Consider the following 24,322-nt stretch of genomic DNA (forward strand, 5'->3'; position numbering starts at 1 on the left):
ACCAAACGGAAAATCTCTCTTTCCAAATTCTTCCGAAACTTCTCTTGTTCATAATTGCTTTCTTTCATCTTCTTGCTTTTTAGGAGTCAACCTTATTTACAAAAAGACATTCCAAGTATAAACGGATATAATTCTAGTGATTAAGGGAATTATTGGTCACACGAGGATTTCTTCTGATCTTGTTCACATAATCACAAATTATTCTCTACCTTTACTCTAAAATTTATAACAGACAAAAAGATCATGAAGAAATTAGTAAGTGCTGCCTTATGTGCCGTCATGTTGATGGCTTGCAGCGGAAAAAAGACACAGCAACCGGCCGAAACGGCTCTACCGGCCTCTTCTTTACAAATCGAATGGGCTACATTCAATATGCGTTATGATAATCCGGGTGATAGCCTTAACAACTGGCAATACCGGAAAGATACGGTTTGCCAATACATCCTTGACAAGAAGATGGATATTATTGGCATGCAGGAAGTACTACACAACCAATTGGAAGACTTGAAAGCGGGTTTGCCTAATTATGCTGCGATTGGCGTAGGGCGAGATGACGGAAAAGAGAAAGGAGAATATTCTCCGTTGTTCTACCGGGCTGACAAATATGAAGTGCTTGAAAGTAATACATTCTGGTTGTCTCAGTATCCGGACAGTGTAGGCTTCATCGGTTGGGACGGCGCTTGTACCCGTATTGCTACTTGGGCCAAGTTTAAGGATAAAGCAACAGGAAAGATTTTCATGGGAGTGAATACACATTTCGATCATGTAGGAACGGAAGCCCGTCGCGAAAGTGCATTGTTAATCATTAAAAAGATCAAAGAGATTGTTGGTGATCAACCGGCCGTTGTAACTGGAGACTTTAATGTGAACGATCAGTCGGAAGCCTACAAGACCATCACAACGAATGAGTTTGTCTTGAAAGATGCGTATAAGATGACCGATCAAAAGACTGGACCGAATTATACTTTCCATGACTTCGGCCGCTATGCAATGGATAAACGTGAAAAGATTGACTTCATCTTTGTCACCCCACAAATCAAAGTATTAAATACAGAAATTGCCCAAAACCCTGAAACAAAAACAGGTTATTTGAGCGATCATAATCCACACATGGCTTTATTGGAATTCTAAATAAGCATGTGCTAATAGGATAAGTATCCTTGCCTATAAATATTTATCCTATTAGCACATGAACTTATCAACTCTCTTTCGTTCTTCCCTTATATAAGAATAAGCCAAGCAATGCCAATGTAATAATTGCTGAAATCACAAGCGACAATGTATATGAAAGGCCAAATCCTTCGGGAGCCACAAAGATATAAGTAGAACAAACCATCGTCATGAACAAAGCCGGAATCAACGTCACTATATACAATTTACCTTCCTGACGCAAATAAACCGACAAAGCCCACAGCGTAAAGACTGCCAGCGTCTGGTTCGTCCAAGCAAAATAACGCCAGATCATATCAAAACCAGCCTGATCTTTCAATGAATAAATCAGGATGGCAATCGAAATCAAGAAAAGAGGAACCGAGATCATCAAACGCTTTGTCATACTCTTCTGCTCCATGTGCAGAAAATCAGCTACGATCAAACGAGCTGAACGGAAAGCCGTATCTCCTGAAGTAATCGGAGCTGCAATGACACCCAGTACAGCCAGCACACCGCCGACAGCACCCAGCCAATTCTTCGTAATCGAATCAACAATCACAGCCGCATTACTTTCGCCCATTCCGTTCTCGTGGAAAAAGTAAGTAGCTGCTGCCGCCCAAACCAAGGCCACGAGACCTTCGGTAATCATAGCCCCGTAAAAGACTGGACAAGCATATTTCTCACTCTTCAGACAACGTGCCATCAACGGGCTTTGTGTTGCATGGAAACCGGAGATTGCACCACAAGCGATACTTACAAACATAATCGGGAAAATCGGTAATCCTTGCGGATGTGTATTGGTAAAGCCATCTGTAAACTCAGGCAGATCCGGATGATGCACATACAACATGATAAGAATTCCGACAGCCATAAACAAGAGCGCAATGGCAAACAAAGGATATACTTTCCCGATAATCTTATCAATCGGCAACAGCGTTGCCAAGACATAATACAAGAAAATAACAACAATCCAAAACATGGTATCCAATGATTCAGGCGTCAAGCTGGCTAACAATCCGGCAGGTCCGGCCACAAACACAACGCCGACCAATACCATTAGAACGATGGTAAATGCACGCATAAATTGTTTGAAGCGATCGCCTAAATACATTCCCACAATTTCAGGTAAACTGGCTCCATCTTTCCGCAAAGACAGAAATCCGGCAAGGAAGTCGTGTGTGGCACCCGCAAAAATACTACCCAAAACGATCCAAAGGAAAGAAGCAGAACCAAATTTGGCTCCCAAAATAGCACCGAATATCGGCCCAAGTCCAGCGATATTCAAAAACTGAATCATGAAAATCTTCCAGGTAGGAAGAGGCAAAAAGTCAACACCGTCTTGTTTGGTAAAAGCAGGGGTTACACGTTTCGGATCAACGCCAGCGATTTTCTCAATAAATTTTCCATAAACAAAATAGCCAACAACGAGAGCTATAAAACAACAAGTAAAAGATATCATTTCATATAGTGTTTAAATTAAAAGCAATCTGTCACATTATAAAAAATGATGAGAATGCATCAACTCATAATACATTCTCATCACTCCTCTTTCTTATTTCAGTTTTTCCAAATCAAGCTAACAAACGCTTAACGGCTTCCGAGATAGCACGACCTTCGGCTTTTCCGGCCAAAGCTTTTGAAGCAACGCCCATCACTTTACCCATATCCTTCGCTGTAGAAGCACCCACTTCAGCAATAATCTTCTTCAGTTCAGCTTCAAGTTCTTCAGGAGTCATTTGCTTCGGCAAATATTTTTCCAGAACAGCTACCTGAGCCAATTCTCCATCTGCCAAATCCTGTCGGCCTTGACCTACATAAATAGCAGCCGAATCTTTTCCCTGCTTCACCAGTTTCTGCAGCAACTTCAGAGCATCCGCATCTGTTAATGTATCATTCGCTCCCGGAGCAGTCTTTGCTTCCAAGAAAACCTTCTTTACATTTCTCAAAGTTTCGAGGGCAACTTTATCTTTTGCCTTCATTGCGTTTTTAATGTCTTCGCTGACTCTTTCAAATAAATCCATAATTATGTATTTAACATCAAATTATCTAAAACTAATCACAGAATTGGAGTTATTATCCGGTTTCTTATACGTCGTACTTGTATTTGTAGAAGTAAAAGACGTATTGGTTTCCGGAGCATCAAATCCACCTCCCCGACGCAACTGATTAATCTTTCGTATATCCCGATTATAGGTAGGAGAATCTTCCAACATGACAATCAGCGTATCATCATCTAATTCATCTGCAGTCAATGTTACCACTTCGACCTGTGAACGCAAACGATTGACGGAATAACCGTATTTCTTCATCAAATTCCGTTCAGACTCTTCGCGGGCACGACGTTCGGCTTCCATTCGCTGCTCTTCTTCTGTACGTAATTCCTGAGCAGCCCGATGCTGTTGTGCCATTTCCGGAATATCATCCAAACCAAATCCCGTTGCAAGAATCGTGATCTTAATCTTATCACCTAATGTATCATCAAATGCAAATCCCCACTTTACACGGAACTTCGTACGGAAACGAGCCATAAACTTATGAACCTCGCCCATTTCATCTATACGGAACTCATTATCGTGGCTTGAATAAATATTGAATAATATACGCTGTGCATTATATACATCATTATTATTCAAGAGCGGAGAACTCAAAGCCTGATCAATAGCCTGCTGCAAACGACCTTCTCCTTCACCATAACCATTACTCATCAACGCAACGCCACCATCTTTCATGGTTGTCTTCACATCGGCAAAGTCCAAATTCTGAACGCCTCGAATCGTAATAATTTCCGCTATACTTTTTGCCGCAATAGTAAGAGTTTCATCAGCCTTCGCATAAGCTTTCGATGCACTCATACCAATATCGGAATAAATTTCACGAACCCGCTCGTTATTGATGACCAGCAGTGCATCCACATTCTTTGAGATCTCTTCTACACCCAATAATGCCTGCACAATCTTGAACTGTCCTTCAAACTCAAAGGGAATTGTTACGATACCAACTGTCAAGATTCCCATTTCTTTGGAAACACGAGCAACCACAGGAGCAGCACCCGTACCGGTTCCACCACCCATACCAGCCGTAATAAAGGCCATTCTTGTACCGTCACTCAACATCTGACGGATTTCTTCCTCGCTTTCTTCCGCAGCAGCACGACCACGTTCAGGTTGATCTCCTGAACCCAATCCACAGGTTGTTGTCCGTCCTAATAATAACTTCACCGGAACATCAGACCCATTCAATGCTTGTTGATCCGTATTACATAAAGCAAATGAGACATTATGTATACCTTCTTTATACATATTGGTGACAGCATTACCACCGCCACCGCCAACACCGATTACCTTAATGATAGCATCCGGATTTGTCGGCATATTTAAGTTTATCAAATTGTCGTCCATTATGTTCTTGTGTTATTAGATTTCACCATTAAATAAATCTCCCGCCGTCGAATCAGCCTTCTTCTTCAGCTTTTCCCACCAACTGATCTTTTCCTTTTGAGGAGTGGCCTGAGGTTGTTCCTGCACCGTAGGCTTACGTGTCGGTTGAACAGGCTCAACAGGTTTGGTAGGCGTATCATTCTCGAATGTTACCGGATTGACTTCTACTTTGGGAGTCGGTTCTTCTACAGTAACCTTAGGTTGTACACGAGTTACTTTAGGTTCTGTTTTAGGTTCTTGACGAAGAGCACAGTTTTCTTTCCCATGCAACAACAAAGCAACTGCCGTTGTAAAATCCGGATTATTGGCAATCATTTCTACACTACTGTCAATCGTCCCTTTGCGTATCAATGGATAATGCACCTCCATATCAAAGCATTCACTAACAGCTTCCCGTAAATTACTCAGAGCTGATCCACATCCCGCAATAGTTACAGAAAAGCCAGGTTCTTTGGCAACGCCTGCGTCTTCCAATCGAGCATAAGCATTCTTCACAATCTCACGAGAACGGGCTTCTATGATTTCATTCAAATCGGCCAAAAGCATTTCTTGCGACCGATAATCATCCATTTTATTGATTTCTATCTTCTGCTGTTCTTTATCCCGATCCAAAGGAAGAGCACTTCCGTACGTCCGCTTCAAACGTTCTGCTTCCATTTCTGTTACCCGCAATGACATGATATCACGTGTAATCAGACCAGCACCTAAAGGAACAACGGTCAAAGCTACCAAACGACCATTCTTGAATATAGTAACAGATGTAACACCTGCTCCAAAATCAATTAAGACTGCACCTTGCTTATCTGCAGGAGTCAGCACTAAATCAGCCAAAGCCAACGGAGCCACAATAATCCCGGCAATAGGCAATTTAATACGGTCTGCTATATTTGTCATAATAGAACGCCGAATTGTTGGCTGAGCAACAATCAACTTATACCGAGCCTCAATCCGGGAACAAGAAATACCTAAAGGTTCGTTTTCCTCTTTTCCATCTAACAAATATACCGGAGAAGTCACTTCCAAGACATCCAACATAGAAGGTTGATAAGCCCTGCATTCATCTTCCAACTGCTTCAATACAGCCGAAGTAACTTCGCCCTCAGCACCCAGCACCTTCGATACCGTATGATCAATTGTCCGAATAGATTTGGATCCAACGCCGATATATATTTTCCCAATCTTACTGCCACTCAACTTATTTTCGAGTTTCAGGATCAAGCGTTTTATCTTATTGGCAGTTTCCTCCACGTTATATACACATCCTCTGCGAATGCAGGATTCTGATTTTTCTACATCATAGGCAATAATCGAAAGAACGCCGTTCTCGTTCTTCGTTCCCACCATACCAACCATGTGGGATGTACCTAAGTCTATTACCGCTATAAAGTCTGTGTATGTCATATATATTTATCTTTTAATACAAACAATCTGGTTTTTATACTTCAAGTTTATCTCACTATATTTTTCCCAACCCACTTTAGGAATCGCTTGTTCATAAAACAATCGCAAATTTTCCAATTTTGTCTGATAATCATCAAATGTACCTAAGACCACTTTATGATTTCCTACACGCGGGATTAGTTCTACGTTATTATCGCTATCTACATATATTTGCCCGATCCAATCATTCCAAAAATCGTCTTCTTCCAAGAAAAGTGCAAATCTATACAGATCTCCCAAAGCCAGTTTTTCATCTATCTGCCCACTGGCTACGAGGACATGAGCGACGTAATGTCTGCTCAAAGGCATCATACTACCCAAATTATCCACATAATAATTACCAGCCGGACTATTTACCCGCAAGATAGGCATTTTCTGTTCAATCTCCAACTTAATCAACCGCGAAGGCGTCTTATAGGCTTCAACTTTTGAGATCATATTATTACTCAACAGCTTTTCTTCTATCTCCTCGGTATTAATTTCATTCATCGGAGTTTTGACTGGATATAATTTTGCCTGTTTCAAGAGATATACTAAATCACCATCTGTCACAAAATGCTTCTCCAAACTATCTCGCAAAACGATTTCCATGCCTTCACACAGTCCATCCTCTTTCACATCCCGAAAGAAAAATGCGACCACCAGCACATAGCAGGATAACAACGTGGCTAATATGATAGATAAAACTCGAATCACCGTTTTTCCAATATTTGTTTTACAGGTTCAACCAACCGATCTATATTTCCAGCACCGACCATCAATACGACTTCAAAAGAAGCTGCTTCTTTTTGTACTAAATCCAACAATTCTTCCTTCCGAATCATTCGCTTATTAGGTATCGTAACCCGATCGAAAATAATTTGTGATGTCACGCCCGGAATAGGTTCTTCACGAGCTGGATAAATATCCAACAGGATTAATTCATCCAAAAGAGAAAGACTTGCAGCAAAATCAGCAGCAAAATCTCTTGTACGGGTATATAAATGAGGCTGAAATATACCGGTTACTTTTTTATCAGGATATAATTCCTTGACAGATTGAATACTGGCTTTCAATTCTGCAGGATGATGCGCGTAATCATCAAGAAGGACAATATCATCTTTCTTCAAATGAAAATCAAAACGTCTTACCGGTCCTGCAAATGACGCCATTCCTCTTTGGATTTCTTCAGAAGTAACGCCATTCAGCCACGCTAATGCCATTGCAGCTACTCCATTTTCAATATTGACTTTAACTGGTACTCCTAGTTTTACATCTGGTATACATCCATCAGGAGTTACAAAGTCAAATAGAATATCACCATTACCTATACGAATATTACGGGCAAAGAAATCAGCTTCTTCCGTTGCAGAATAAGTATAAAGTTTCGTTCCTTCCGGTAAACGAGGTTGAAGTTGTAAACCTTTCTTCATAACCAAACATCCATCCGGTCGAATCAGGGACGTGAAATGTTCAAAACTTTCCCGATAAGCCGCTGGAGTACCGTAAATATCCAAGTGATCAGGATCTACAGCCGTTATCACAGCCATATAAGGATTCAACCAATGGAATGAACGGTCGAACTCATCTGCTTCGATAACGGCCAAATCACTTTTATCCGAAAGCATCAAGTTACTGTTGTAATTCTTTAGGATTCCACCTAAAAAGGCATTACAATCTACATGCGACTGCTTGAGTAAATGGGCCAACATCGATGAAGTTGTTGTCTTTCCATGCGTACCAGCCACACACAAGCCTCGTTCTGTCCGCGTGATCTCACCCAAAACTCGCGCCCGCTTCATTAACGTAAAACCATTCGTCTTGAAATAGTTCAGTTCAGTATGCGTTTCCGGTATAGCGGGAGTATAAATGACCAAAGTAGAATCAATCTGTTTACAATCTTCAGGGATCAAAGTAATATCATCCGTATAATGAATACGGATACCTTCTTCAATCAAAGTGGCTGTCAAATCCGATGGAGTCTTGTCGTAACCAGCGACTTGCTTTCCTTTTGCCCGAAAATAACGAGCTAAAGCGCTCATGCCAATACCACCAGCACCCACAAAATAAACAGATGTTATCTTTTGCATCTTCATAATTCAATCCTCAATACAAACGATTCAAAATTACGATTTTCTTTCTATTATTTTCATAATTTCATCGACAATTTGTTCAGCACTATGAAAATGTGCCATTTTCCCAATCTGCTGGGATAAAGAAACGAGCCGGGTATTGTCGTGTACAATCGACAAAGCTGTATCCACCAGTTTCTGAGGTGCATCCTTGTCGGTAACCATCACAGCAGCCTGATTGTTGACCAAAGCCAATGCATTCTTCGTTTGATGATCTTCTGCAACGTTGGGTGAAGGGACTAGAACTACCGGTTTCTTTAAGATACACAATTCCGAAATAGAACTGGCACCAGCTCTTGATATCACTAAATCAGCTGCCGCATAAGCATAATCCATACGTGATATGAAGTCGGAACACCAAACAGGCATTCCTCTATAAGCCTTCAAATGACGGGTCGCTTCTTCATGATAATAACGTCCGGTTTGCCAAATCAACTGCACATCAGATGCAAAAAACTTGTCCAAATCACCTTGTATACTTCGATTAATCGTACGAGCACCCAGACTACCACCTACAACCAACACTGTTTTCTTTTCGGGTGACAAGCCAAAGAAACGAAGTGCCTCTTCTTTCTTTTCTTGCGCCTCTTCCAAGTCCTGACGAACAGGATTTCCTGTTACTACAATCTTTTCGGCAGGGAAAAACTTTTCCATCTCTTCATAAGCAACACAAATACGATTGGCTTTCTTCGCCAACAACTTATTGGTCACACCAGCATACGAGTTCTGTTCCTGTATTAAAGTTGGAATTCCTAACGATGAGGCTATCCACAACGTCGGACCACTGGCATAACCTCCAACACCAACTGCGATGTCAGGCTGAAAATCCCGTATCGTCTTTTTAGCCAACGATAAACTTTTCAACAGACAACGGACTACCTTTATATTATTCAGCAAGTGCGCACGGTCAAATCCTTTTACCGGCAGACCAACAATTTCATATCCGGCAGCAGGAACCTTATCCATCTCCATGCGATCTTGCGCTCCGACAAACAGAATTTGAACGTCAGGCATCCGTTTCTTTAATGTATTGGCTATAGAGATTGCCGGGAAGATATGGCCACCCGTTCCACCTCCGCTGATGATCACTTTATACTGTTTCATATTCCTTAATTCTTTTCTTTAAATCCTTCCGATTCTGACTTCGAATCTTCGCTATCCACTACTGGAACCCACTGATTGATTTCTTCCTGCGTCACACCCGGTAATGCAGTTTCAGCCTCATTCGGCTTCTCTTCTTCCGGCATCAAATCTTCCTCATTCCCGATGTTCGCTCCAAAACGACTTACACTTAAAATGATACCAATATAGACACAACTAATCACTGTTGAAGTTCCACCCCTACTAATCAAAGGTAAAGGTTGACCGGTCACAGGAAAAACACCCACAGCTACCGCCATATTTACCAATGCCTGAGTTACAATTAGTAACCCACATCCCAAAACCAAGAATTTTGGGAACAAAGTATGACATCTTCTAGCAATCATCGCCACGCGTATCATCAACGCCAGATATAAGAACAAGACGAAGAAACCGCCCACCAATCCCATCTCTTCAATAATGATGGCATAGATAAAATCAGAATAAGCCTGCGGCAAAAAGTCTCGTTGCTGACCATGCCCAGGTTTCTTTCCCAATAAACCACCCTGAGCAATGGCTATTTTAGCGTGATCTTCCTGATAATGTTCGTCGTCAAGAGTTAATACTTTACCTTCCTTGGTATCTAAACGATCTCCAGAAGAAGAGAATCGTTCGATACGGGCTTTCCATGTATGGAAACGATCGGGCATATATTCCATCACAGAATCAGGAGTCACAAACAATAAAGTCAACAACAAAACTAACGAGGCAACACAAAATCCGACCAATTTAAAGATTCGCTTCAGATGGATTTGCCCGATAAACATCATCATCACCATGATGGTAAAAAGAAGCACTGCCGTTGAACCATTATTGAAGAAGATAAAACCACAGGCCAAACCTACCCCAATCAAAATATACTTAAACATTTGGGCATCGGTAAATTTATCCCGTTTACTCAAAACCAATGCCATATAACAAACGGCAGATAGCTTCGCCAATTCAGAAGGTTGGAAACGAATGCCAAGAATCTCCATCCAACGAGGTTCTCCATTGATTTCAACACCAACAAAAGGAGTAATCGCCAAAAGGAAAATCGCAACAGGCAAGAACAATCCAAATCCTATAAAGACCTTATACGGGAGATTATGCAAGATCAATACGCCAGTAAAACCCATCAATAAAAAAGAGGCATGGCGAATGATCGGCATCCAATAATTTGCATTCCGATAAGCGATCGTACTGGTCGCACTAAATACCTCCGTCACCGAGATCAGACACAAAAACATGAATATGATCCAAATGACACGGTCGCCCTTAAATAATCTACTCGCCAGATCCATAATATTACCTTTCTATTTGTTAGAGATTACGGACACACGCCTTAAACTGATCTCCCCGATCTTCGTAGCAAGTAAACAAGTCGAAGCTGGCACAACACGGAGAAAGCAACACAGTATCGCCTTTCTGTGCTAACCGATACGCTTTATTCACGGCCTCTTCCATCGAACCGGCATCTTCTATCTGAGCAATCTTATCATCAAAGAAGGTATGTAATTTCCGGTTATCAACACCCAAGAAGATTAAAGCCCGTACCTTTTCTTTTACCAATGCTTCTATCTCAGTATAGTCGTTACCTTTATCAGTTCCACCCAAGATCAAAACGACAGGAGTACGCATTGATTGCAAGGCATACCAACAAGAATTGACATTGGTCGCTTTCGAATCATTGATATAATCCACGCCACGTACACGAGCTACTTTCTCCAACCGATGTTCAACACCAGCAAAGTTCTTTAAAGAAGCCCGGATCTTCTCGTCATGGATATCCATAATCTTTGCTGCAATAGTTGATGCCAGCGAATTATACAGATTATGTTTTCCTGTCAATGCTAATAAATCTTGTTCCATTGTGAAAGTCCCGTTTTCAGTTTCTACGATTACTTGATTATTTTTCACATATCCCTTAGTACCTTCTTCATGAGTTTCAGCAAAAGGGTAAAGAGTTGCCTTTGGATGATGTTTCTTGATCTCGCGGGCGATAATCGGGTCATCATTCCAAAAGATGAAAGCATCTTTCTCTGTCTGATTTTGAATAATACGGAATTTGGCATCCACATAATTCTGCATTTCATAATTATAACGATCCAAATGATCAGGAGTAATATTCAGCAGAATAGCTATATCAGCTTTGAAATCGTACATATTATCCAATTGGAAACTGCTTAATTCGATAACATAAACCGGATGTGGATTCTCGGCTACTTGTAAAGCCAAACTATTTCCTACATTACCAGCCAATCCTGCATCTACACCAGCTTCCGTCAACAAATGATGAGTTAGCAAGGTAGTCGTTGTCTTCCCATTGCTACCGGTAATACAAATCATCTTCGCATCCGTATAACGACCAGCAAATTCAATCTCCGAAATAATAGGTGTACCCTGCGCTTTCAGTTTCTGAATAATGGGTGCCTTATCCGGAATTCCCGGACTTTTGATTACTTCATCGGCATTCAAGATGTCAGATTCCGTATGTTGTCCTTCTTCCCAGCGAATCGCATGGGAATCCAGCATTTCCTTATACTTGGGTTTGATAGCAGAAAGATCAGATACAAACACATCGAAGCCTTCCTTCTTAGCCAGAACCGCAGCTCCTGCACCGCTTTCACCTGCCCCCAATACAACAATTCTCTTACTCATCTTTATCTCATCTTTAACGTAACAATCGTAATAACTGCCAGAATAATACCGATCAACCAAAAGCGAACCACAATCTTCGACTCTGGCACTTTATTCAACGGTTTTTGTATCAACGCCTGAATACCGGCATTTCCGGCTTTCTGGAAATGATGGTGCAAAGGTGCCATCTTAAAGATACGACGTCCTTCTCCATATTTCTTCTTTGTATATTTAAAGTAACAAGTCTGTAAGATAACCGACAGACTTTCTACCAAAAAGATTCCACATAGAATCGGGATCAGCAATTCTTTCCGGATGATAATGGCAAATACAGCGATAATTCCTCCCAACGTCAGGCTTCCTGTATCTCCCATAAATACTTGCGCCGGGAAAGCATTGTACCACAAGAACCCAATAGTAGCGCCAATGAAGGCTGATGCGAAGACAGTTAATTCCTCGGCTCCTGGAATAAACATAATATTCAGGAATGAGGCAAACTGGAAGTGGGATGACATATATGCCAAAATACCCAGCGCAACACCAATGATAGCCGATGTTCCGGCGGCCAATCCATCCAATCCGTCTGTCAGATTGGCTCCATTAGAAACAGCTGTTACCACAAAAATCACCATGGCGACGAATAATATCCAAGCCGCTTCTTGCTTGTATTCACCTGCCCAGTCAACCAGCATGGCATAATCAAAGTTATTGTTCTTGACGAACGGAATGGTTGTCTTGGTAGATTTCTTTTCCAGCGTATGGAATTTCACCGTTTCAATCACATTATCATGGCGAACCTCCATATTTTCCTTAATTACCACATCGGGACTTAGAAACAAAACCAAACCAACGATCAATCCCAACCCAACCTGTCCGATAATCTTGAACCGGCCATGCATGCCTTCCTTATTCTTCTTAAATACCTTAATATAATCATCGGCAAAGCCTAAGGCTCCTAACCAAAGAGTGGTAACAAGCATGAGCAAGACATAAATATTACTTAATCGGGCACAAAGTAATGTCGGGACCAGAATCGCAATGATAATGATAATACCTCCCATGGTAGGCGTTCCCTTCTTGCTATATTCTCCCTCAAGTCCCAAATTACGAATCGTTTCCCCGATCTGTAAATACTGTAACCGATCTATGATTTTCCGACCGATTGCCGTGGATATAAACAATGAAAGTATCAATGCCAAACCCGAACGGAAGGAGACGTACTTAAACATACCCGCACCCGGAAAATCCAACTGATCCAAATAATTAAACAAATAATATAACATGTCTCTTACGCTTGTTGATTAGCAAACAAGTTCCTTACTATTTCCCGATCATCAAAATGATGTTTCACACCTTTTATTTCCTGATAATCTTCATGTCCTTTTCCTGCAATCAGAATGACATCGCCTTTCTGTGCCAGTTTGGCAGCCGTTTTGATTGCCTGCTCCCGATCTGTAATACATAACGTCTGTTCCAGATCAGCAGGTGTCAATCCCGCTACCATATCCTGTATAATGGCATCCGGTTCCTCAAAACGAGGATTATCAGAGGTCAAAATCACCTGATCACTCAGTCGAACAGCTTCTTTGGCCATCATCGGACGTTTTCCTTTATCCCGATTTCCTCCACATCCGACTACGGTAATTACCTTTCCATTGCCATCCAACACTTCATGAATACCATTCAATACATTGGTTAGGGCATCAGGAGTATGAGCATAATCCACAATTGCAGTATATCCTTTAGGCGAACGGATCGTTTCAAACCGACCAGAAACCGAATGCAGGGTACTCAACACCAGCAGAACGTCTTCCGGATCTTTTCCCAAGCTCACGGCAGCACCATAGACAGCCAACAAGTTATATGCATTGAAACGACCGACAAAGTGAACCGATACTTCCCGATTATTTATCAACAGTTCCGTTCCGTCGAAATGTGATTCCAATATCTTTCCCTTGAAATCAGCTAATGTCCGTAAAGAATAAGTCAATTTCTTGGCTGCCGTATTTTGCAGCATTACCATTCCAGACTTATCATCCAGATTTGTCAGAGCAAAAGCAGTTTTCGGCAGGTCATCAAAGAATTTCTTCTTCGCTTTCAGATAATTCTCTACCGTTTTATGATAATCCAAATGATCTCGTGTCAGATTCGTAAAAATACCGCCATTAAAAGAAAGACCACTAATGCGTTTCTGATCGATCGAATGTGAACTTACTTCCATAAAAGCATATTCACACCCAGCTTCCACCATACGAGCCATCAACGCATGTAGCGTTATCGGATCGGGAGTTGTATGTTCTGTTGGAATAGCTTCGCCATCAATATAATTACAAACCGTAGAAATAAGTCCGACCTTATGTCCTAGTTTCCGAAACATCTGATATAATAAGGTCGCAATCGTTGTTTTTCCGTTCGTACCTGTAACACCCACCAATACCAGTTTATCTGAAGGGTGGCCATACCATGCGGAAAGTAACTTACCTAAAGCCTCGGCAGAGTCTTTTACCACCACGAATATACTTTGATCATTCAAGCCTTCCGGTATTTCCTCGCAGACCACTGCTGCTGCACCTTTTTCCAATGCTCCAGCAATATAGGTATGACCATCTACCGCTGTTCCCCGAACGGCTACAAACAGAAAACCTGGTTCAATCCGACGGGAATCGGACTGAATTCCTGCAATCTCTGTTTGCAGAGTTCCTGTCACAACAGGAGCATCCAATACTTGAATCAGTTTTTGTAATTCCATAGTCACTTTAATGTTAATAATATAGTTTGTCCTTTTGAAATACGACGTCCCGGAGAAATACTCTGGGAAGTTACACGACCGGCACCCGACAATGTAACCCGCAATCCTGCAGACTCTAGCAAAAAGACGGCGTCTTTCGCATCCATGCCAAATACAGCCGGCACCAATCCATTTCGTACTGTGACATCTTCCAAAACAATCCGGTTCCGTTCTTTATCCCAGGTTGTCTTTACCCAGTTCGTTTCTGTACTGTCACTATCAAATGTAATATCCAGTTCATCCAACACATTTTCGACAGCTCTTTTCTCTCCTCCCTTTACCATGGGCAAGAAGACCGCCGTCGAATCCGGTTTCATCTCATCTATCGGAATCGAAATATGACTTGAATAAATCTTTTCTGCAATAGCTTTCACGACTCCACCCGACATCGTGCCACCTGAAGGATACCCGATTCTCGGCTGACGAATCACCACGATACAACTGTACATCGGATCATCGGCCGGGAAATATCCGGCAAAAGCAACCTGGTGTCCTGCTTGCCGATACACACCTCCCGAAGCGATCTGAGCAGTTCCCGTCTTACCGGCTATCCGGATAATATCCGAATGTACTGCTTTCCCGGTTCCTTGTTCTACAACCCCAACCAACATCTTTTGGATTATATGCAATGTATTATCCGAACAGATCGAAGGAATGAGCACACGTGGAGAAAACTTCTGAACACTTTTCCCCCGATGCATGATTTCCTTGACAAAATAGGGTCGCATCATCGTACCATTATTGGCAATCGCATTGTAAAATGCCAATGTAGAAATGGGAGGAATCTGTGTTTCATATCCAAAAGACATCCACGGTAATGTCGTTTTCGACCAATAATGTTTCTTATCATCCGGCCGACGAATCTTGGAACGCCCGGCACCCGGTATATCTATTTGCAGATCCGCATTCATTCCAATCCGATATAAACCTTCCACGAACTTCGTCGGATTGTTCTCATATCCTTTCAAAATAGTCTTAGCCACACCGATATTCGATGAATACCAAATAGCCTGTTCTACCGTGATCTCATGATATCCACCTTTGTTCGCATTATGATCGGTCATACGGGAACCTTTATACATATATATACCATTCCCCGTATCAACAGTATCACCCGGTTGACAAACCCCGTCTTCCAAAGCAACCATGATAGAGGCAACCTTGAATGTTGAACCCGGTTCCGTTTCATCTGCTACGGCATGATTCACCGTTTCTCCATACACACCTTCCCGAATACGTCCCATATTGGTAATGGCCTTTATCTCTCCAGTCTTTACCTCCATGACAACTGCTGTTCCGGAAGCAGCATCAATCTTCTTCAGCATATCCAACAAAGATTTCTCTGTGATATCCTGAATATCGATATCAATAGTTGAGCGAATATCCATTCCTTCTTCAGGTTCCTGTTCGATCACATTGGTCCAGCGACCTCCGATACGACGAACTGAGCTGACACCTGGTTTTCCTCTCAACAACGAGTCATATTGCAGTTCAAGTCCGTTCTTACCTTTAGTTACCCCAGAAGTATCAATCTCACCATATACATCTCCAATCGTACGGGCTGCCAATGTTCCAAACGGACGTTGGCGATCGACCATTTCTTTGGTATAAAAGCCACTCTTGAAACGATTCAGCCGCAGGAACGGATACTTCTTCATTTCTTTCAAGTCGGAATAAGATACTTTCCCAATATGAACCGGATACTGACGACTCTTCGATTTCAAGCCACGCAACAAATGACTTTTATATCCGGCAGGGCTCCTGTCCTTAAATTTTCTCGACAAATAGACCGACAAAGAATCTATTCCATTCCGCTTAGAGTATAAAAAAGTATCCAACAGGAAACCATCGGCCTTGAAATCCAAATAGGTATAATAACGAGGCACACTAGTAGCCATCAGCTTTCCATCAAACGAATAGATATTACCTCTACTTGGTAAAACGGTCCTATCAGGCATAATCTGAGTTTTTGCCAATGCCAGCCAGCGATTTTTTTCCACAAAGGCCGTATTCAAAGCCTTCATGACAATCAAGACTGCCAATACAGCCAAGAACAAGACAACTACCAAATAGGAAAAGAAGATGCTGCCGTCCTTGACTTTTTTATCCTCTATGTTCGTATCATCCGCCATGCTTATTTCTTCAATTCATACGGAGGAGTTGTGGCTCCTTCCAAGTCAATACCTTGTTCTTCTATCAACATTTCGATCTGCGACTGACGACTGTTACCGGTCAGCTCAGATGAAATAGAGAGTGCCTCAAACCGGACATCTCTCAACTCCTGCTGCAAACGGTCTATTTCTCTTAGTTTCTGCAAACAAGTATATCGGTTCCCGATAAAGAAGAATATCAAAATCACCACCAATACAATCATACGTGTATGGCGTGTGAAGAAATCCTCTTTCAGAAAACCTCCACCCAATACATAAAGAAAAGAAAAATGTTTTCTCTTCTTATCCTGATTAGTAGTTTTATCCGTTGCTTCCATACTCATAAATCCTTTCTATTTTCGTTCCGCAATCCGCAGTTTGGCACTTCTTGACCGTGGATTCCGTTCTACTTCCTCTGCTGAAGGAACGATCACCTTATTATTTACCAATTTGAAAGGCGACTGGACATTTCCGAAGAAATCCTGTTCGGCTTTTCCTTCAAAGTTTCCACTCTTCAGGAAATTCTTTACCAGACGATCTTCCAAAGAATGGTAAGTAATAACTACCAACCTTCCTCCCGGCTTCAACACCTTCAGCGTTGCCATCAGCATTTCGCGCAAAGCACGCATTTCATCGTTTACTTCTATACGTAATGCCTGAAATACCTGTGCCAGGAATTTCTTTTCCTTGTCTCTGCCAATAAAAGGCTTGACCACTTCCAGCAGATCTTCTATCATCTCAAAAGCTTTTACCTCTCTGGCCTTAACAACCATTGAAGCCAACTTTCGGGCCACTTTTACTTCCCCATACAAATAAAACACATCTGCCAAAGCTTCTTCAGTATAAGTATTCAGTATGTCTGCCGCAGTCTGTCCGGCGCGCGTATTCATACGCATATCCAACTGCCCTTCAAAACGGAAGGAGAAACCTCGTTCTTTATCATCAAAATGATGAGAAGAAACGCCTAAATCGGCCAATAAAGCATCTACCTTTCCGACTTCCTGATGATAACGCATAAAGTTATACAGATACCGGAAATTACTTCTTACAAAAGTAAAACGAGGATCATCGGGTATATTCTTTTCGGCATCCGCATCCTGATCAAAACCATATAGATGCCCTTGATCACCCAAACGACGCAGGATTTCGCGTGAATGTCCTCCACCACCAAAGGTGACATCTACATAGACGCCATCCGGACGAATAGCCATACCTTCCAGACTTTCCTCCAACAAGACCGGCACATGATAAACGATCTCCTGCTCCTTCATCTCATTCCCTTTTTAAGTTAAAACTTTACTTCTCGAAATTGGCGTACCTGTTTGATTTGTAAACATCTGTCGATTTCGGATTGTAAAATTACACATTTACTTATTTACCTTCCAAATAAAGAATAAAAAAGTTATCAACAGGTAAGTGTGACTTATTCGAATAGGGCGATTCCATCGGCTTTTCTTCTATAAAATTTTTTCGTCAGCTTCTTTTTCCTTCGCTTTTTCCAATCAAATCGGTCAACCGGGAAGTATATATTTCACTTCTTTGAATTCATAACGACGAACCGTCCCGTCTTTCAAGGCCAACAAAAGATGCCCGGTAGGTTCGATTCCTTGCAAGGCTGCCTCAAAACGCCCGTTGGCATCTTCATACCAGTAAAACCCTTCTTTCCGATACAATGACTGCATGTATTTATCGTGCAATTCATTTTCACGTCCTTCCAGAATCAATATGTAATTGGCATAAAATATATCAAGAAACTCCTGCATGCATGTTTCCCGATCCACTTCATGTCCCAGTATTTGCCATAAAGAAACCGGATTCGGAGCTCCACCAAAAAACTCCTTTTGATTCAGATTAATACCAATACCTGAAACAGAAGCATACAAGTTCTGCCCTGACAAGTCATTTTCTATCAACATACCACAAATTTTCCGGTCTTTCCAGTACACATCATTCGGCCACTTTACCGTAATATCCGAAGTATATTTATCCAACAATTCCTTCACACTATAAGCCGAAAGTTCCGAAATCAGGAACTGACGGTTCGCCGGTAAAAAGTTCGGATAAATCACGATACTAAATGTCAAGTTCTTCCCGGCTTCCGATTCCCATACATTTCCAATCTGTCCACGGCCTGCCGTTTGAAAATCAGCCCACACACAAGAGCCTTCGGGTACTTTTTCCCGCTCCAGTAATTCATGCATATAGGTATTCGTCGAACTTGTCTCCGAAATATGTATCAACATAGGTAAATTCTCTTCATTCATCTGATTCATGCGGATATAAAAGTTTTATTTTCTTAGGTAATTTGGCAATCACTTCCCAATAAGAATGGCTGATCCAATGACAAATATCTTCCCGACTCATATCTCGATCCAGAAAAATCGTATTCCAATATTTCTTATTAAAATGCCAAGCCGGTTCGACAGCCGAAAAGTGATCACGAAGCTCGTCAGTAAAGTCCGGATGACATTTCAATGTAATCCTCGGCTCATTTCCATCCAGCGGAAGCAGGGCAAACATCTTTCCCTCAACCTTAAACACGAGAAAATCGTCACCGAAAGGCAAGCCTTCTGTCACATTCTTTAAAGACAAACAGTATTGTCGAGCTTCTTCTATATTCATATCTGTTTCTTTTTCCGCAAACTTACAGAAAAATCGGACAATGTTCTATAAAAAGAGGGACACACTTTCACAAGCATGCCCCCCTATACATTTTCTATGTGACCTTAATCTATAAGGCTATTGTGTATTTATGAAAAGGTTGTCAATTATTGTCTGCGACATCCCACCATACACGGGTATCCATATCATCTGCACCTTGTACCGCAATAGCAGCATTATAATTATCCAGATTCGTATTATAATCGTCTGGATAATAAACTCGACGATACGGAATATGTGTTACAGCAGCTGCACTACCTGGATATAACTTCGGCACATTCAATCGACGCCAATCAGACCAAGCTTCCACACCGTCCTGCATATAGTTTGCCAACCAACGCTGCATAGCAATCTTCTCGATCTTCTGCGTGACAGAGCCATCGAATTTAATATCCGCCTGCGCATAATAGGCATCAAATTTGTCTTCTAGGCCATACTGGGCAAAAGAAGCCTTAATACCTTCTTTATATAATTCTTCGGGATCAGCACTGATCCAACCACGTGTAGCTGCTTCAGCCTCAATCAGCAGGATATGGGAGGGTGAAATAATCACGATCGGTGAATTTTGTTGGTAATAGCGTTCATTAAAACCTGCTTGATCAGTGTAGTTGACAATTTCAGACTGTGTGATACCAAAAGGAACACCTGCATATTCACCTTTGGAATTCGGCACAGCATATTCTGCCAAACGAGGATCATTATATGCAATCAACTGATCCAAAATCGTCTTTGCCGGAGCAAAATCTCGACGACCTTGTACAACGATATTTTCATACAATGGATTCTGATTCGCATTTTCCATCAGATATTTGTATTGGAACATTTCGCTATTATCTTTCATACCACCGTCAGCAAAAGCTTTTGCAAAACGAGCTTTACCAACTTCTGGAGCAACATCAGATAATTTGATAGCCATCATCATTCGTAACGAAGCGTTAAATTTCTTCCACTTCGCCACATCTCCGTTGTAAAGAATATCATAAGTTTCGTTCAATGATCCACCTTCATTAAATTGGGCGTAAGCTTCAGTCAATTCCCGATCCAAATCCTCATAAATAAACTCTTGAGTATCATATTTAGGATTGAAATTACCTTCATCGCCCATAACAGCTTCCGTATAAGGAATCATCCCCAACATATCTGTCAAATGCATATAATAGTATGCACGCAAAGTACGGCAAACGGCAATTTGATTTTCGGTAGATCCCAAATTCACCACATTCGATTCAGACTTGGTTGCCTCATCAGTATTCAATTTGATAATCGCATTCAGGTTACGGATATATTCGTAATAATAAGGACCCGTATTGAAGTCTTTCAATTCATAATTTGAATACTGGATATTCTGGCGTTCCGCCAAATACTGTGGGAACAGTTGCGTCCATGGATTGTAGTTGCCGATATAGGCAAACTGAGCCACATTCCGGCAGACATACGTGAACATGAAGCGGGTTTCTGGCTTCGACGGATTGTTTGGATCTATATTATCATCCCCAAAATCCCCACAACCGGCAAACGACAACAATCCGGCAAGTGCTAATGCATATAATTTTATTTTTTTCATAAACTAATCATCTTTTAAGTTAGAACGTAAGATTCACAGTAAAACCAAAAGTACGTACAGAAACGGCCTGACCTCCTTCCAAGAAATTATAATCTGCAGCACCCATTTCTGACGGATCGATATTCGGTACAGCCGAATAGATCAGCCAAGGATTCTGTGCAACAAAAGATACGCTGGCTTGTTTTACACCACAATTCACTTTTTGCAAGAAAGACTTGGGGACATCATAACCAATAGACAATTCACGCATCTTTACATAGCTGGCATCATATACATAGTCTTCCCAAATCAAACTTTTACGACCCTGGTAATAGTAGTTAGCATCAACGTATGCTGTTTGTGGGGTAAATGAACCATCTGCGTTCTCAACAACACCGTCCACTCGCACACCACCACCTTCGGATACCGGGTTACGTACCGGATTACCTTTATCATTCAATCCTGTTGTAGAAGCCAACAAACCGGAACCTTCACCGAACATGTTGGTAACAGAAGCCAAACAACCACCAATCTGGAAGTCGAACGAAGCTCCTAAATGGAAATTCTTGAAACGAAGTGAAGTTGAAAAACCTCCGGTCAAGTCCGGCTGCACATTACCTACTTCTTCCTGAGCTGTTGTATTGAGTTGAGGAGCATATTGTCCGTATGGATGATTTGGATCACCTCGATCGGTCAAAATAATACGTCCTTCCGGATCTTTCTTCCAAGTTGAAGCGCGAATTACTCCAATAGGTTTCCCAACTTCTGCATATGAATAAACACGAGAAGAGAAACTCAACCAATAGATCTGATAGACATCCTGTCCTTCAACCAGCTCTTCCAATGTATTACGGTTGTGCGCCAAGTTGGCATTCAATTCCCAAGACCAGTCTTTCGTACGAATGATTTCACCACCCAATGACAATTCGACACCGCGATTACGAATCAAACCTGCATTCATCTTACGGCTTCTGTATCCACTTGCCGGGGTTGTGTTCACGTTGATGATCTGGTTCTTTGAATCACGATTATAGAAGTTGAAATCTCCCCAAAAACGGTCATTGAACATCCGCCATTCCGTACCGATTTCATAAGAAGTAGAAATAGTCGGTTCAATATACGGATCTCTCAGATTTGAGCTGTGCCACATGGTTGACAGCTGTCCGTATTTGATGACTGTACCATTACTATCTTTCACATTGTAAGTCGGATAAACATTATAAGGAGACATCGTTGAACCGACTTGTGCCATAGAAGCCCTCAGCTTCCAGAAATCCAACCAATCAGTCTTAATCCAGTTACTAGCAATAGCAGCTACAGAAACACCTCCATATAAAAAACTATTTTTATCAGGATGTAACGTAGATGTCCAGTCATTACGCAATGAGAAATCCAAATAGTAAGTATTATCCCAACCTAATGTAGCCGTACCATATACGCTCTGATCATGCTGGCGGGTCTTCTTATTACTACCGCCTGCCAAACCAGAAGAGGCTGCCATATTGAAAAATTTATCCATAAACAAGCCGTCGCGAGTGAATGCTCCCAACTCGTCTAAATCATATACGCGATCTTCAAAAAACAAAGCGGCATCAGCAGATAATCGTTCGTTGAAGAAATGATCGTTCCACGTCAAACGTCCCTGTGTCTGGATATCCATCAGCTGATTCTGATCTTGCTTGTATGAAGAAGTCATACCAAACAGGTTTTGCGGAATTTCCTCTTCATACTTATAACTACGCATATTTCCATTCACGCGGATACCAGCTTTCAAGTTCTTGATAATATCCAATTCGGCATCTCCGCTAAATACATTCCACTGGTAGGTTTGCCTACGGTTGTAGTCATTAAATATGGCGAACGGGTTTTCATGGAATGTCGGGGTCAGATTGGTCGGACTAGTAATATTCCAAGAACGGTTACTACCGTCTTCCCGTTTATAGTTCTTCAATTCGGCCAAATCCACATTCGTGTGTCCCCACTGCTGATAAGAATATAAGGCGTTACCGGCTTCCGCGTAACCTTCTGATGCAGCATTATGGTTCTTACGATAAGTATATTTATAATCCAATGATACAGTCAAACGATCAATGGGTTTAAAACGTGTTTTGACAGACAAGAAGCGGCGGGCAGCGTCACTGTTCGGGGTAACACCCTGGCGCGAGACATTGGTAAATGAGATACGGCTCATATAATTATTACCCGAACGGGTCATTGCCACATTCGTCGTATTGCTCAAACCGGTCCGGAACAAATCGCCTAAGTCCATGCGCGAATCCCAAGCATCTGTTTGTCCGAATTTCGGATGTGTCGGGTCCCAGGCATACCAAGGCGCATATGGTTTACCATCAAAACGAGGTCCCCAACTGGCATCATTACCATAATCGTAGTACCGTACTCCATCCATCTGGGCCAGATAATCCGGATGTATGCTCGGATCATATTTAAAGGTAGGCATCTCTCCTTGTGCACCCAGATAACCACCTCCGTATTCTTTTTGGATGTCATTGTGGAATACGGCCTTGTCCCAAGCGATCGTATGGCTTACCGAAATCTCACCATGATCTCCGGTCGTTCCGCCCTTTGTTGTGATAATGATCGCACCGTTACCACCACGCGCACCATACAACGCTGTTGCAGCCGGACCCTTCAATACATTGACAGACTCCACATCATCCATGTTGAACGACATATTATTCGTAATCACTCCATCAACCACATAGATTGGCTCATCACCGCCAGCATTGCTCAAAGAAGAAGTACCACGCAAAACCACCTTACCGGCATCGAAAGTCGCACCAGACGACCCGAAGAAACGGACACCTGATACCTTACCTACCAAGGCATTGTTTAAATCCGTTTGGCGAGCCTGCATCAAATCATCCGATTTGATCTGCTGGGTTGCATATCCTAAAGATTTCTGTTTACGAGTCAAACCTTGCGCCGTTACAACCACTTCTTCCAAGTTCCGCGTATCCGACTGCATGACCACATACACACTCGATTTCACGGCAACGTCTTGAGGATTCATACCAACATACGAGATACTCAGGATCTTTCCATTTTCCGGAACTTCCAAGGTAAACTTTCCGTCCATGTCTGTGACGGTTCCAATTGTTGTTCCTTTTACTACGATAGACGCCCCGATAACAGGTTGCCCATCGTCAGCGGAAGTCACGGTTCCAACCACGGTTCGGTTCTGAGCCACTAGGGAACATATACCAAAGACCGGGCATAATAAGGCTAATGTCAAATTTCTTTTCATAAGCACCTTTTCAATT

The 24,322-nt window shown here is 41.9% G+C and carries 19 protein-coding genes; 1 reads left to right on the forward strand and 18 read right to left on the reverse strand.

Annotation, left to right across the window (positions count from 1 at the left end):
• Positions 1-372 precede the first annotated feature (372 nt).
• Entirely contained in the window at positions 373-1,131 is a 759-nt protein-coding gene (locus MUN53_RS05320; RefSeq protein WP_394803042.1) for an endonuclease/exonuclease/phosphatase family protein, read from the forward strand.
• A 67-nt stretch (positions 1,132-1,198) separates the two neighbouring features.
• Here MUN53_RS05320 and MUN53_RS05325 read toward each other — a convergent pair whose 3' ends face one another.
• The 18 genes from MUN53_RS05325 to MUN53_RS05410 form a co-directional block, all read right to left on the reverse strand.
• Complete coding sequence (locus tag MUN53_RS05325) at positions 1,199-2,611, reverse strand: carbon starvation CstA family protein (RefSeq protein ID WP_243323735.1); 1,413 nt, start codon at positions 2,609-2,611, stop codon at positions 1,199-1,201.
• Between the two features lie 112 nt (positions 2,612-2,723).
• Positions 2,724-3,173: a GatB/YqeY domain-containing protein gene (locus MUN53_RS05330; protein WP_243323736.1), complete on the reverse strand. Its 450-nt coding sequence runs from the start codon at positions 3,171-3,173 to the stop codon at positions 2,724-2,726.
• A 21-nt stretch (positions 3,174-3,194) separates the two neighbouring features.
• The gene (ftsZ, locus tag MUN53_RS05335; RefSeq protein ID WP_243323738.1) at positions 3,195-4,550 is read right to left on the reverse strand and encodes a cell division protein FtsZ; all 1,356 of its coding nucleotides are present in this window, start codon (positions 4,548-4,550) and stop codon (positions 3,195-3,197) included.
• A gap of 15 nt (positions 4,551-4,565) precedes the next feature.
• Positions 4,566-5,990 (reverse strand): cell division protein FtsA, encoded by a 1,425-nt coding sequence (gene ftsA / locus MUN53_RS05340; RefSeq protein WP_243323740.1) that lies wholly within the window; start codon positions 5,988-5,990, stop codon positions 4,566-4,568.
• Positions 5,991-5,996: 6 nt separating this feature from the next.
• On the reverse strand, positions 5,997-6,725 hold the full coding sequence (locus tag MUN53_RS05345; RefSeq protein WP_243323743.1) for a cell division protein FtsQ/DivIB: 729 nt from the start codon (positions 6,723-6,725) through the stop codon (positions 5,997-5,999).
• Positions 6,722-8,104 (reverse strand): UDP-N-acetylmuramate--L-alanine ligase, encoded by a 1,383-nt coding sequence (gene murC / locus MUN53_RS05350; protein WP_243323744.1) that lies wholly within the window; start codon positions 8,102-8,104, stop codon positions 6,722-6,724. Before murC ends, MUN53_RS05345 begins: the two co-directional genes overlap by 4 nt.
• A 30-nt stretch (positions 8,105-8,134) precedes the next feature.
• Positions 8,135-9,244, reverse strand: coding sequence for an undecaprenyldiphospho-muramoylpentapeptide beta-N-acetylglucosaminyltransferase (murG, locus tag MUN53_RS05355; RefSeq protein WP_243323746.1), 1,110 nt, complete (start codon positions 9,242-9,244; stop codon positions 8,135-8,137).
• 5 nt (positions 9,245-9,249) lie between these two features.
• Complete coding sequence (locus MUN53_RS05360; RefSeq protein ID WP_243323747.1) at positions 9,250-10,563, reverse strand: FtsW/RodA/SpoVE family cell cycle protein; 1,314 nt, start codon at positions 10,561-10,563, stop codon at positions 9,250-9,252.
• Between the two features lie 19 nt (positions 10,564-10,582).
• Positions 10,583-11,920, reverse strand: coding sequence for a UDP-N-acetylmuramoyl-L-alanine--D-glutamate ligase (murD, locus tag MUN53_RS05365; RefSeq protein ID WP_243323748.1), 1,338 nt, complete (start codon positions 11,918-11,920; stop codon positions 10,583-10,585).
• Positions 11,921-11,922: 2 nt separating this feature from the next.
• A complete protein-coding gene (gene mraY / locus MUN53_RS05370; RefSeq protein WP_022454540.1) occupies positions 11,923-13,182 on the reverse strand; it encodes a phospho-N-acetylmuramoyl-pentapeptide-transferase in 1,260 nt (419 codons plus the stop codon).
• 5 nt (positions 13,183-13,187) lie between these two features.
• Positions 13,188-14,648 carry a UDP-N-acetylmuramoyl-L-alanyl-D-glutamate--2,6-diaminopimelate ligase gene (locus MUN53_RS05375; protein WP_243323749.1) on the reverse strand — a complete coding sequence of 487 codons (1,461 nt, stop codon included), beginning with the start codon at positions 14,646-14,648 and terminating at the stop codon, positions 13,188-13,190.
• Positions 14,649-14,650: 2 nt separating this feature from the next.
• Positions 14,651-16,819, reverse strand: coding sequence for a penicillin-binding protein (locus MUN53_RS05380; protein ID WP_243323750.1), 2,169 nt, complete (start codon positions 16,817-16,819; stop codon positions 14,651-14,653).
• Positions 16,820-16,821: 2 nt separating this feature from the next.
• Complete coding sequence (locus MUN53_RS05385) at positions 16,822-17,175, reverse strand: FtsL-like putative cell division protein (protein ID WP_243323752.1); 354 nt, start codon at positions 17,173-17,175, stop codon at positions 16,822-16,824.
• Positions 17,176-17,190: 15 nt separating this feature from the next.
• Positions 17,191-18,108, reverse strand: coding sequence for a 16S rRNA (cytosine(1402)-N(4))-methyltransferase RsmH (gene rsmH, locus MUN53_RS05390; RefSeq protein WP_243323755.1), 918 nt, complete (start codon positions 18,106-18,108; stop codon positions 17,191-17,193).
• A 240-nt stretch (positions 18,109-18,348) separates the two neighbouring features.
• Positions 18,349-19,101 carry a biotin--[acetyl-CoA-carboxylase] ligase gene (locus MUN53_RS05395; RefSeq protein WP_243323837.1) on the reverse strand — a complete coding sequence of 251 codons (753 nt, stop codon included), beginning with the start codon at positions 19,099-19,101 and terminating at the stop codon, positions 18,349-18,351.
• Entirely contained in the window at positions 19,094-19,459 is a 366-nt protein-coding gene (locus MUN53_RS05400; RefSeq protein WP_243323756.1) for an MmcQ/YjbR family DNA-binding protein, read from the reverse strand. Before MUN53_RS05400 ends, MUN53_RS05395 begins: the two co-directional genes overlap by 8 nt.
• A gap of 142 nt (positions 19,460-19,601) precedes the next feature.
• The gene (locus MUN53_RS05405; RefSeq protein WP_243323757.1) at positions 19,602-21,062 is read right to left on the reverse strand and encodes a SusD/RagB family nutrient-binding outer membrane lipoprotein; all 1,461 of its coding nucleotides are present in this window, start codon (positions 21,060-21,062) and stop codon (positions 19,602-19,604) included.
• Positions 21,063-21,081: 19 nt separating this feature from the next.
• Entirely contained in the window at positions 21,082-24,306 is a 3,225-nt protein-coding gene (locus MUN53_RS05410) for a SusC/RagA family TonB-linked outer membrane protein (protein WP_243323758.1), read from the reverse strand.
• Positions 24,307-24,322: the final 16 nt, after the last annotated feature.

The organism is Parabacteroides faecalis (assembly GCF_022809355.1).
Lineage (GTDB): Bacteria > Bacteroidota > Bacteroidia > Bacteroidales > Tannerellaceae > Parabacteroides > Parabacteroides faecalis.

Bases quoted from the DNA above. Each gene is read 5' to 3' on its own strand.
- MUN53_RS05330 (WP_243323736.1), bottom strand. From the start codon at position 3,173: ATGGATTTATTTGAAAGAGTCAGCGAAGACATTAAAAACGCAATGAAG.
- MUN53_RS05410 (WP_243323758.1), bottom strand. From the start codon at position 24,306: ATGAAAAGAAATTTGACATTAGCCTTATTATGCCCGGTCTTTGGTATA.
- ftsZ (WP_243323738.1), bottom strand. From the start codon at position 4,550: ATGGACGACAATTTGATAAACTTAAATATGCCGACAAATCCGGATGCT.
- murG (WP_243323746.1), bottom strand. From the start codon at position 9,244: ATGAAACAGTATAAAGTGATCATCAGCGGAGGTGGAACGGGTGGCCAT.
- murC (WP_243323744.1), bottom strand. From the start codon at position 8,104: ATGAAGATGCAAAAGATAACATCTGTTTATTTTGTGGGTGCTGGTGGT.
- MUN53_RS05395 (WP_243323837.1), bottom strand. From the start codon at position 19,101: ATGAATGAAGAGAATTTACCTATGTTGATACATATTTCGGAGACAAGT.
- murD (WP_243323748.1), bottom strand. From the start codon at position 11,920: ATGAGTAAGAGAATTGTTGTATTGGGGGCAGGTGAAAGCGGTGCAGGA.
- MUN53_RS05385 (WP_243323752.1), bottom strand. From the start codon at position 17,175: ATGGAAGCAACGGATAAAACTACTAATCAGGATAAGAAGAGAAAACAT.
- MUN53_RS05405 (WP_243323757.1), bottom strand. From the start codon at position 21,062: ATGAAAAAAATAAAATTATATGCATTAGCACTTGCCGGATTGTTGTCG.
- MUN53_RS05325 (WP_243323735.1), bottom strand. From the start codon at position 2,611: ATGATATCTTTTACTTGTTGTTTTATAGCTCTCGTTGTTGGCTATTTT.
- MUN53_RS05375 (WP_243323749.1), bottom strand. From the start codon at position 14,648: ATGGAATTACAAAAACTGATTCAAGTATTGGATGCTCCTGTTGTGACA.
- MUN53_RS05400 (WP_243323756.1), bottom strand. From the start codon at position 19,459: ATGAATATAGAAGAAGCTCGACAATACTGTTTGTCTTTAAAGAATGTG.
- rsmH (WP_243323755.1), bottom strand. From the start codon at position 18,108: ATGAAGGAGCAGGAGATCGTTTATCATGTGCCGGTCTTGTTGGAGGAA.
- mraY (WP_022454540.1), bottom strand. From the start codon at position 13,182: ATGTTATATTATTTGTTTAATTATTTGGATCAGTTGGATTTTCCGGGT.
- MUN53_RS05360 (WP_243323747.1), bottom strand. From the start codon at position 10,563: ATGGATCTGGCGAGTAGATTATTTAAGGGCGACCGTGTCATTTGGATC.
- ftsA (WP_243323740.1), bottom strand. From the start codon at position 5,990: ATGACATACACAGACTTTATAGCGGTAATAGACTTAGGTACATCCCAC.
- MUN53_RS05320 (WP_394803042.1), top strand. From the start codon at position 373: ATGCGTTATGATAATCCGGGTGATAGCCTTAACAACTGGCAATACCGG.
- MUN53_RS05380 (WP_243323750.1), bottom strand. From the start codon at position 16,819: ATGGCGGATGATACGAACATAGAGGATAAAAAAGTCAAGGACGGCAGC.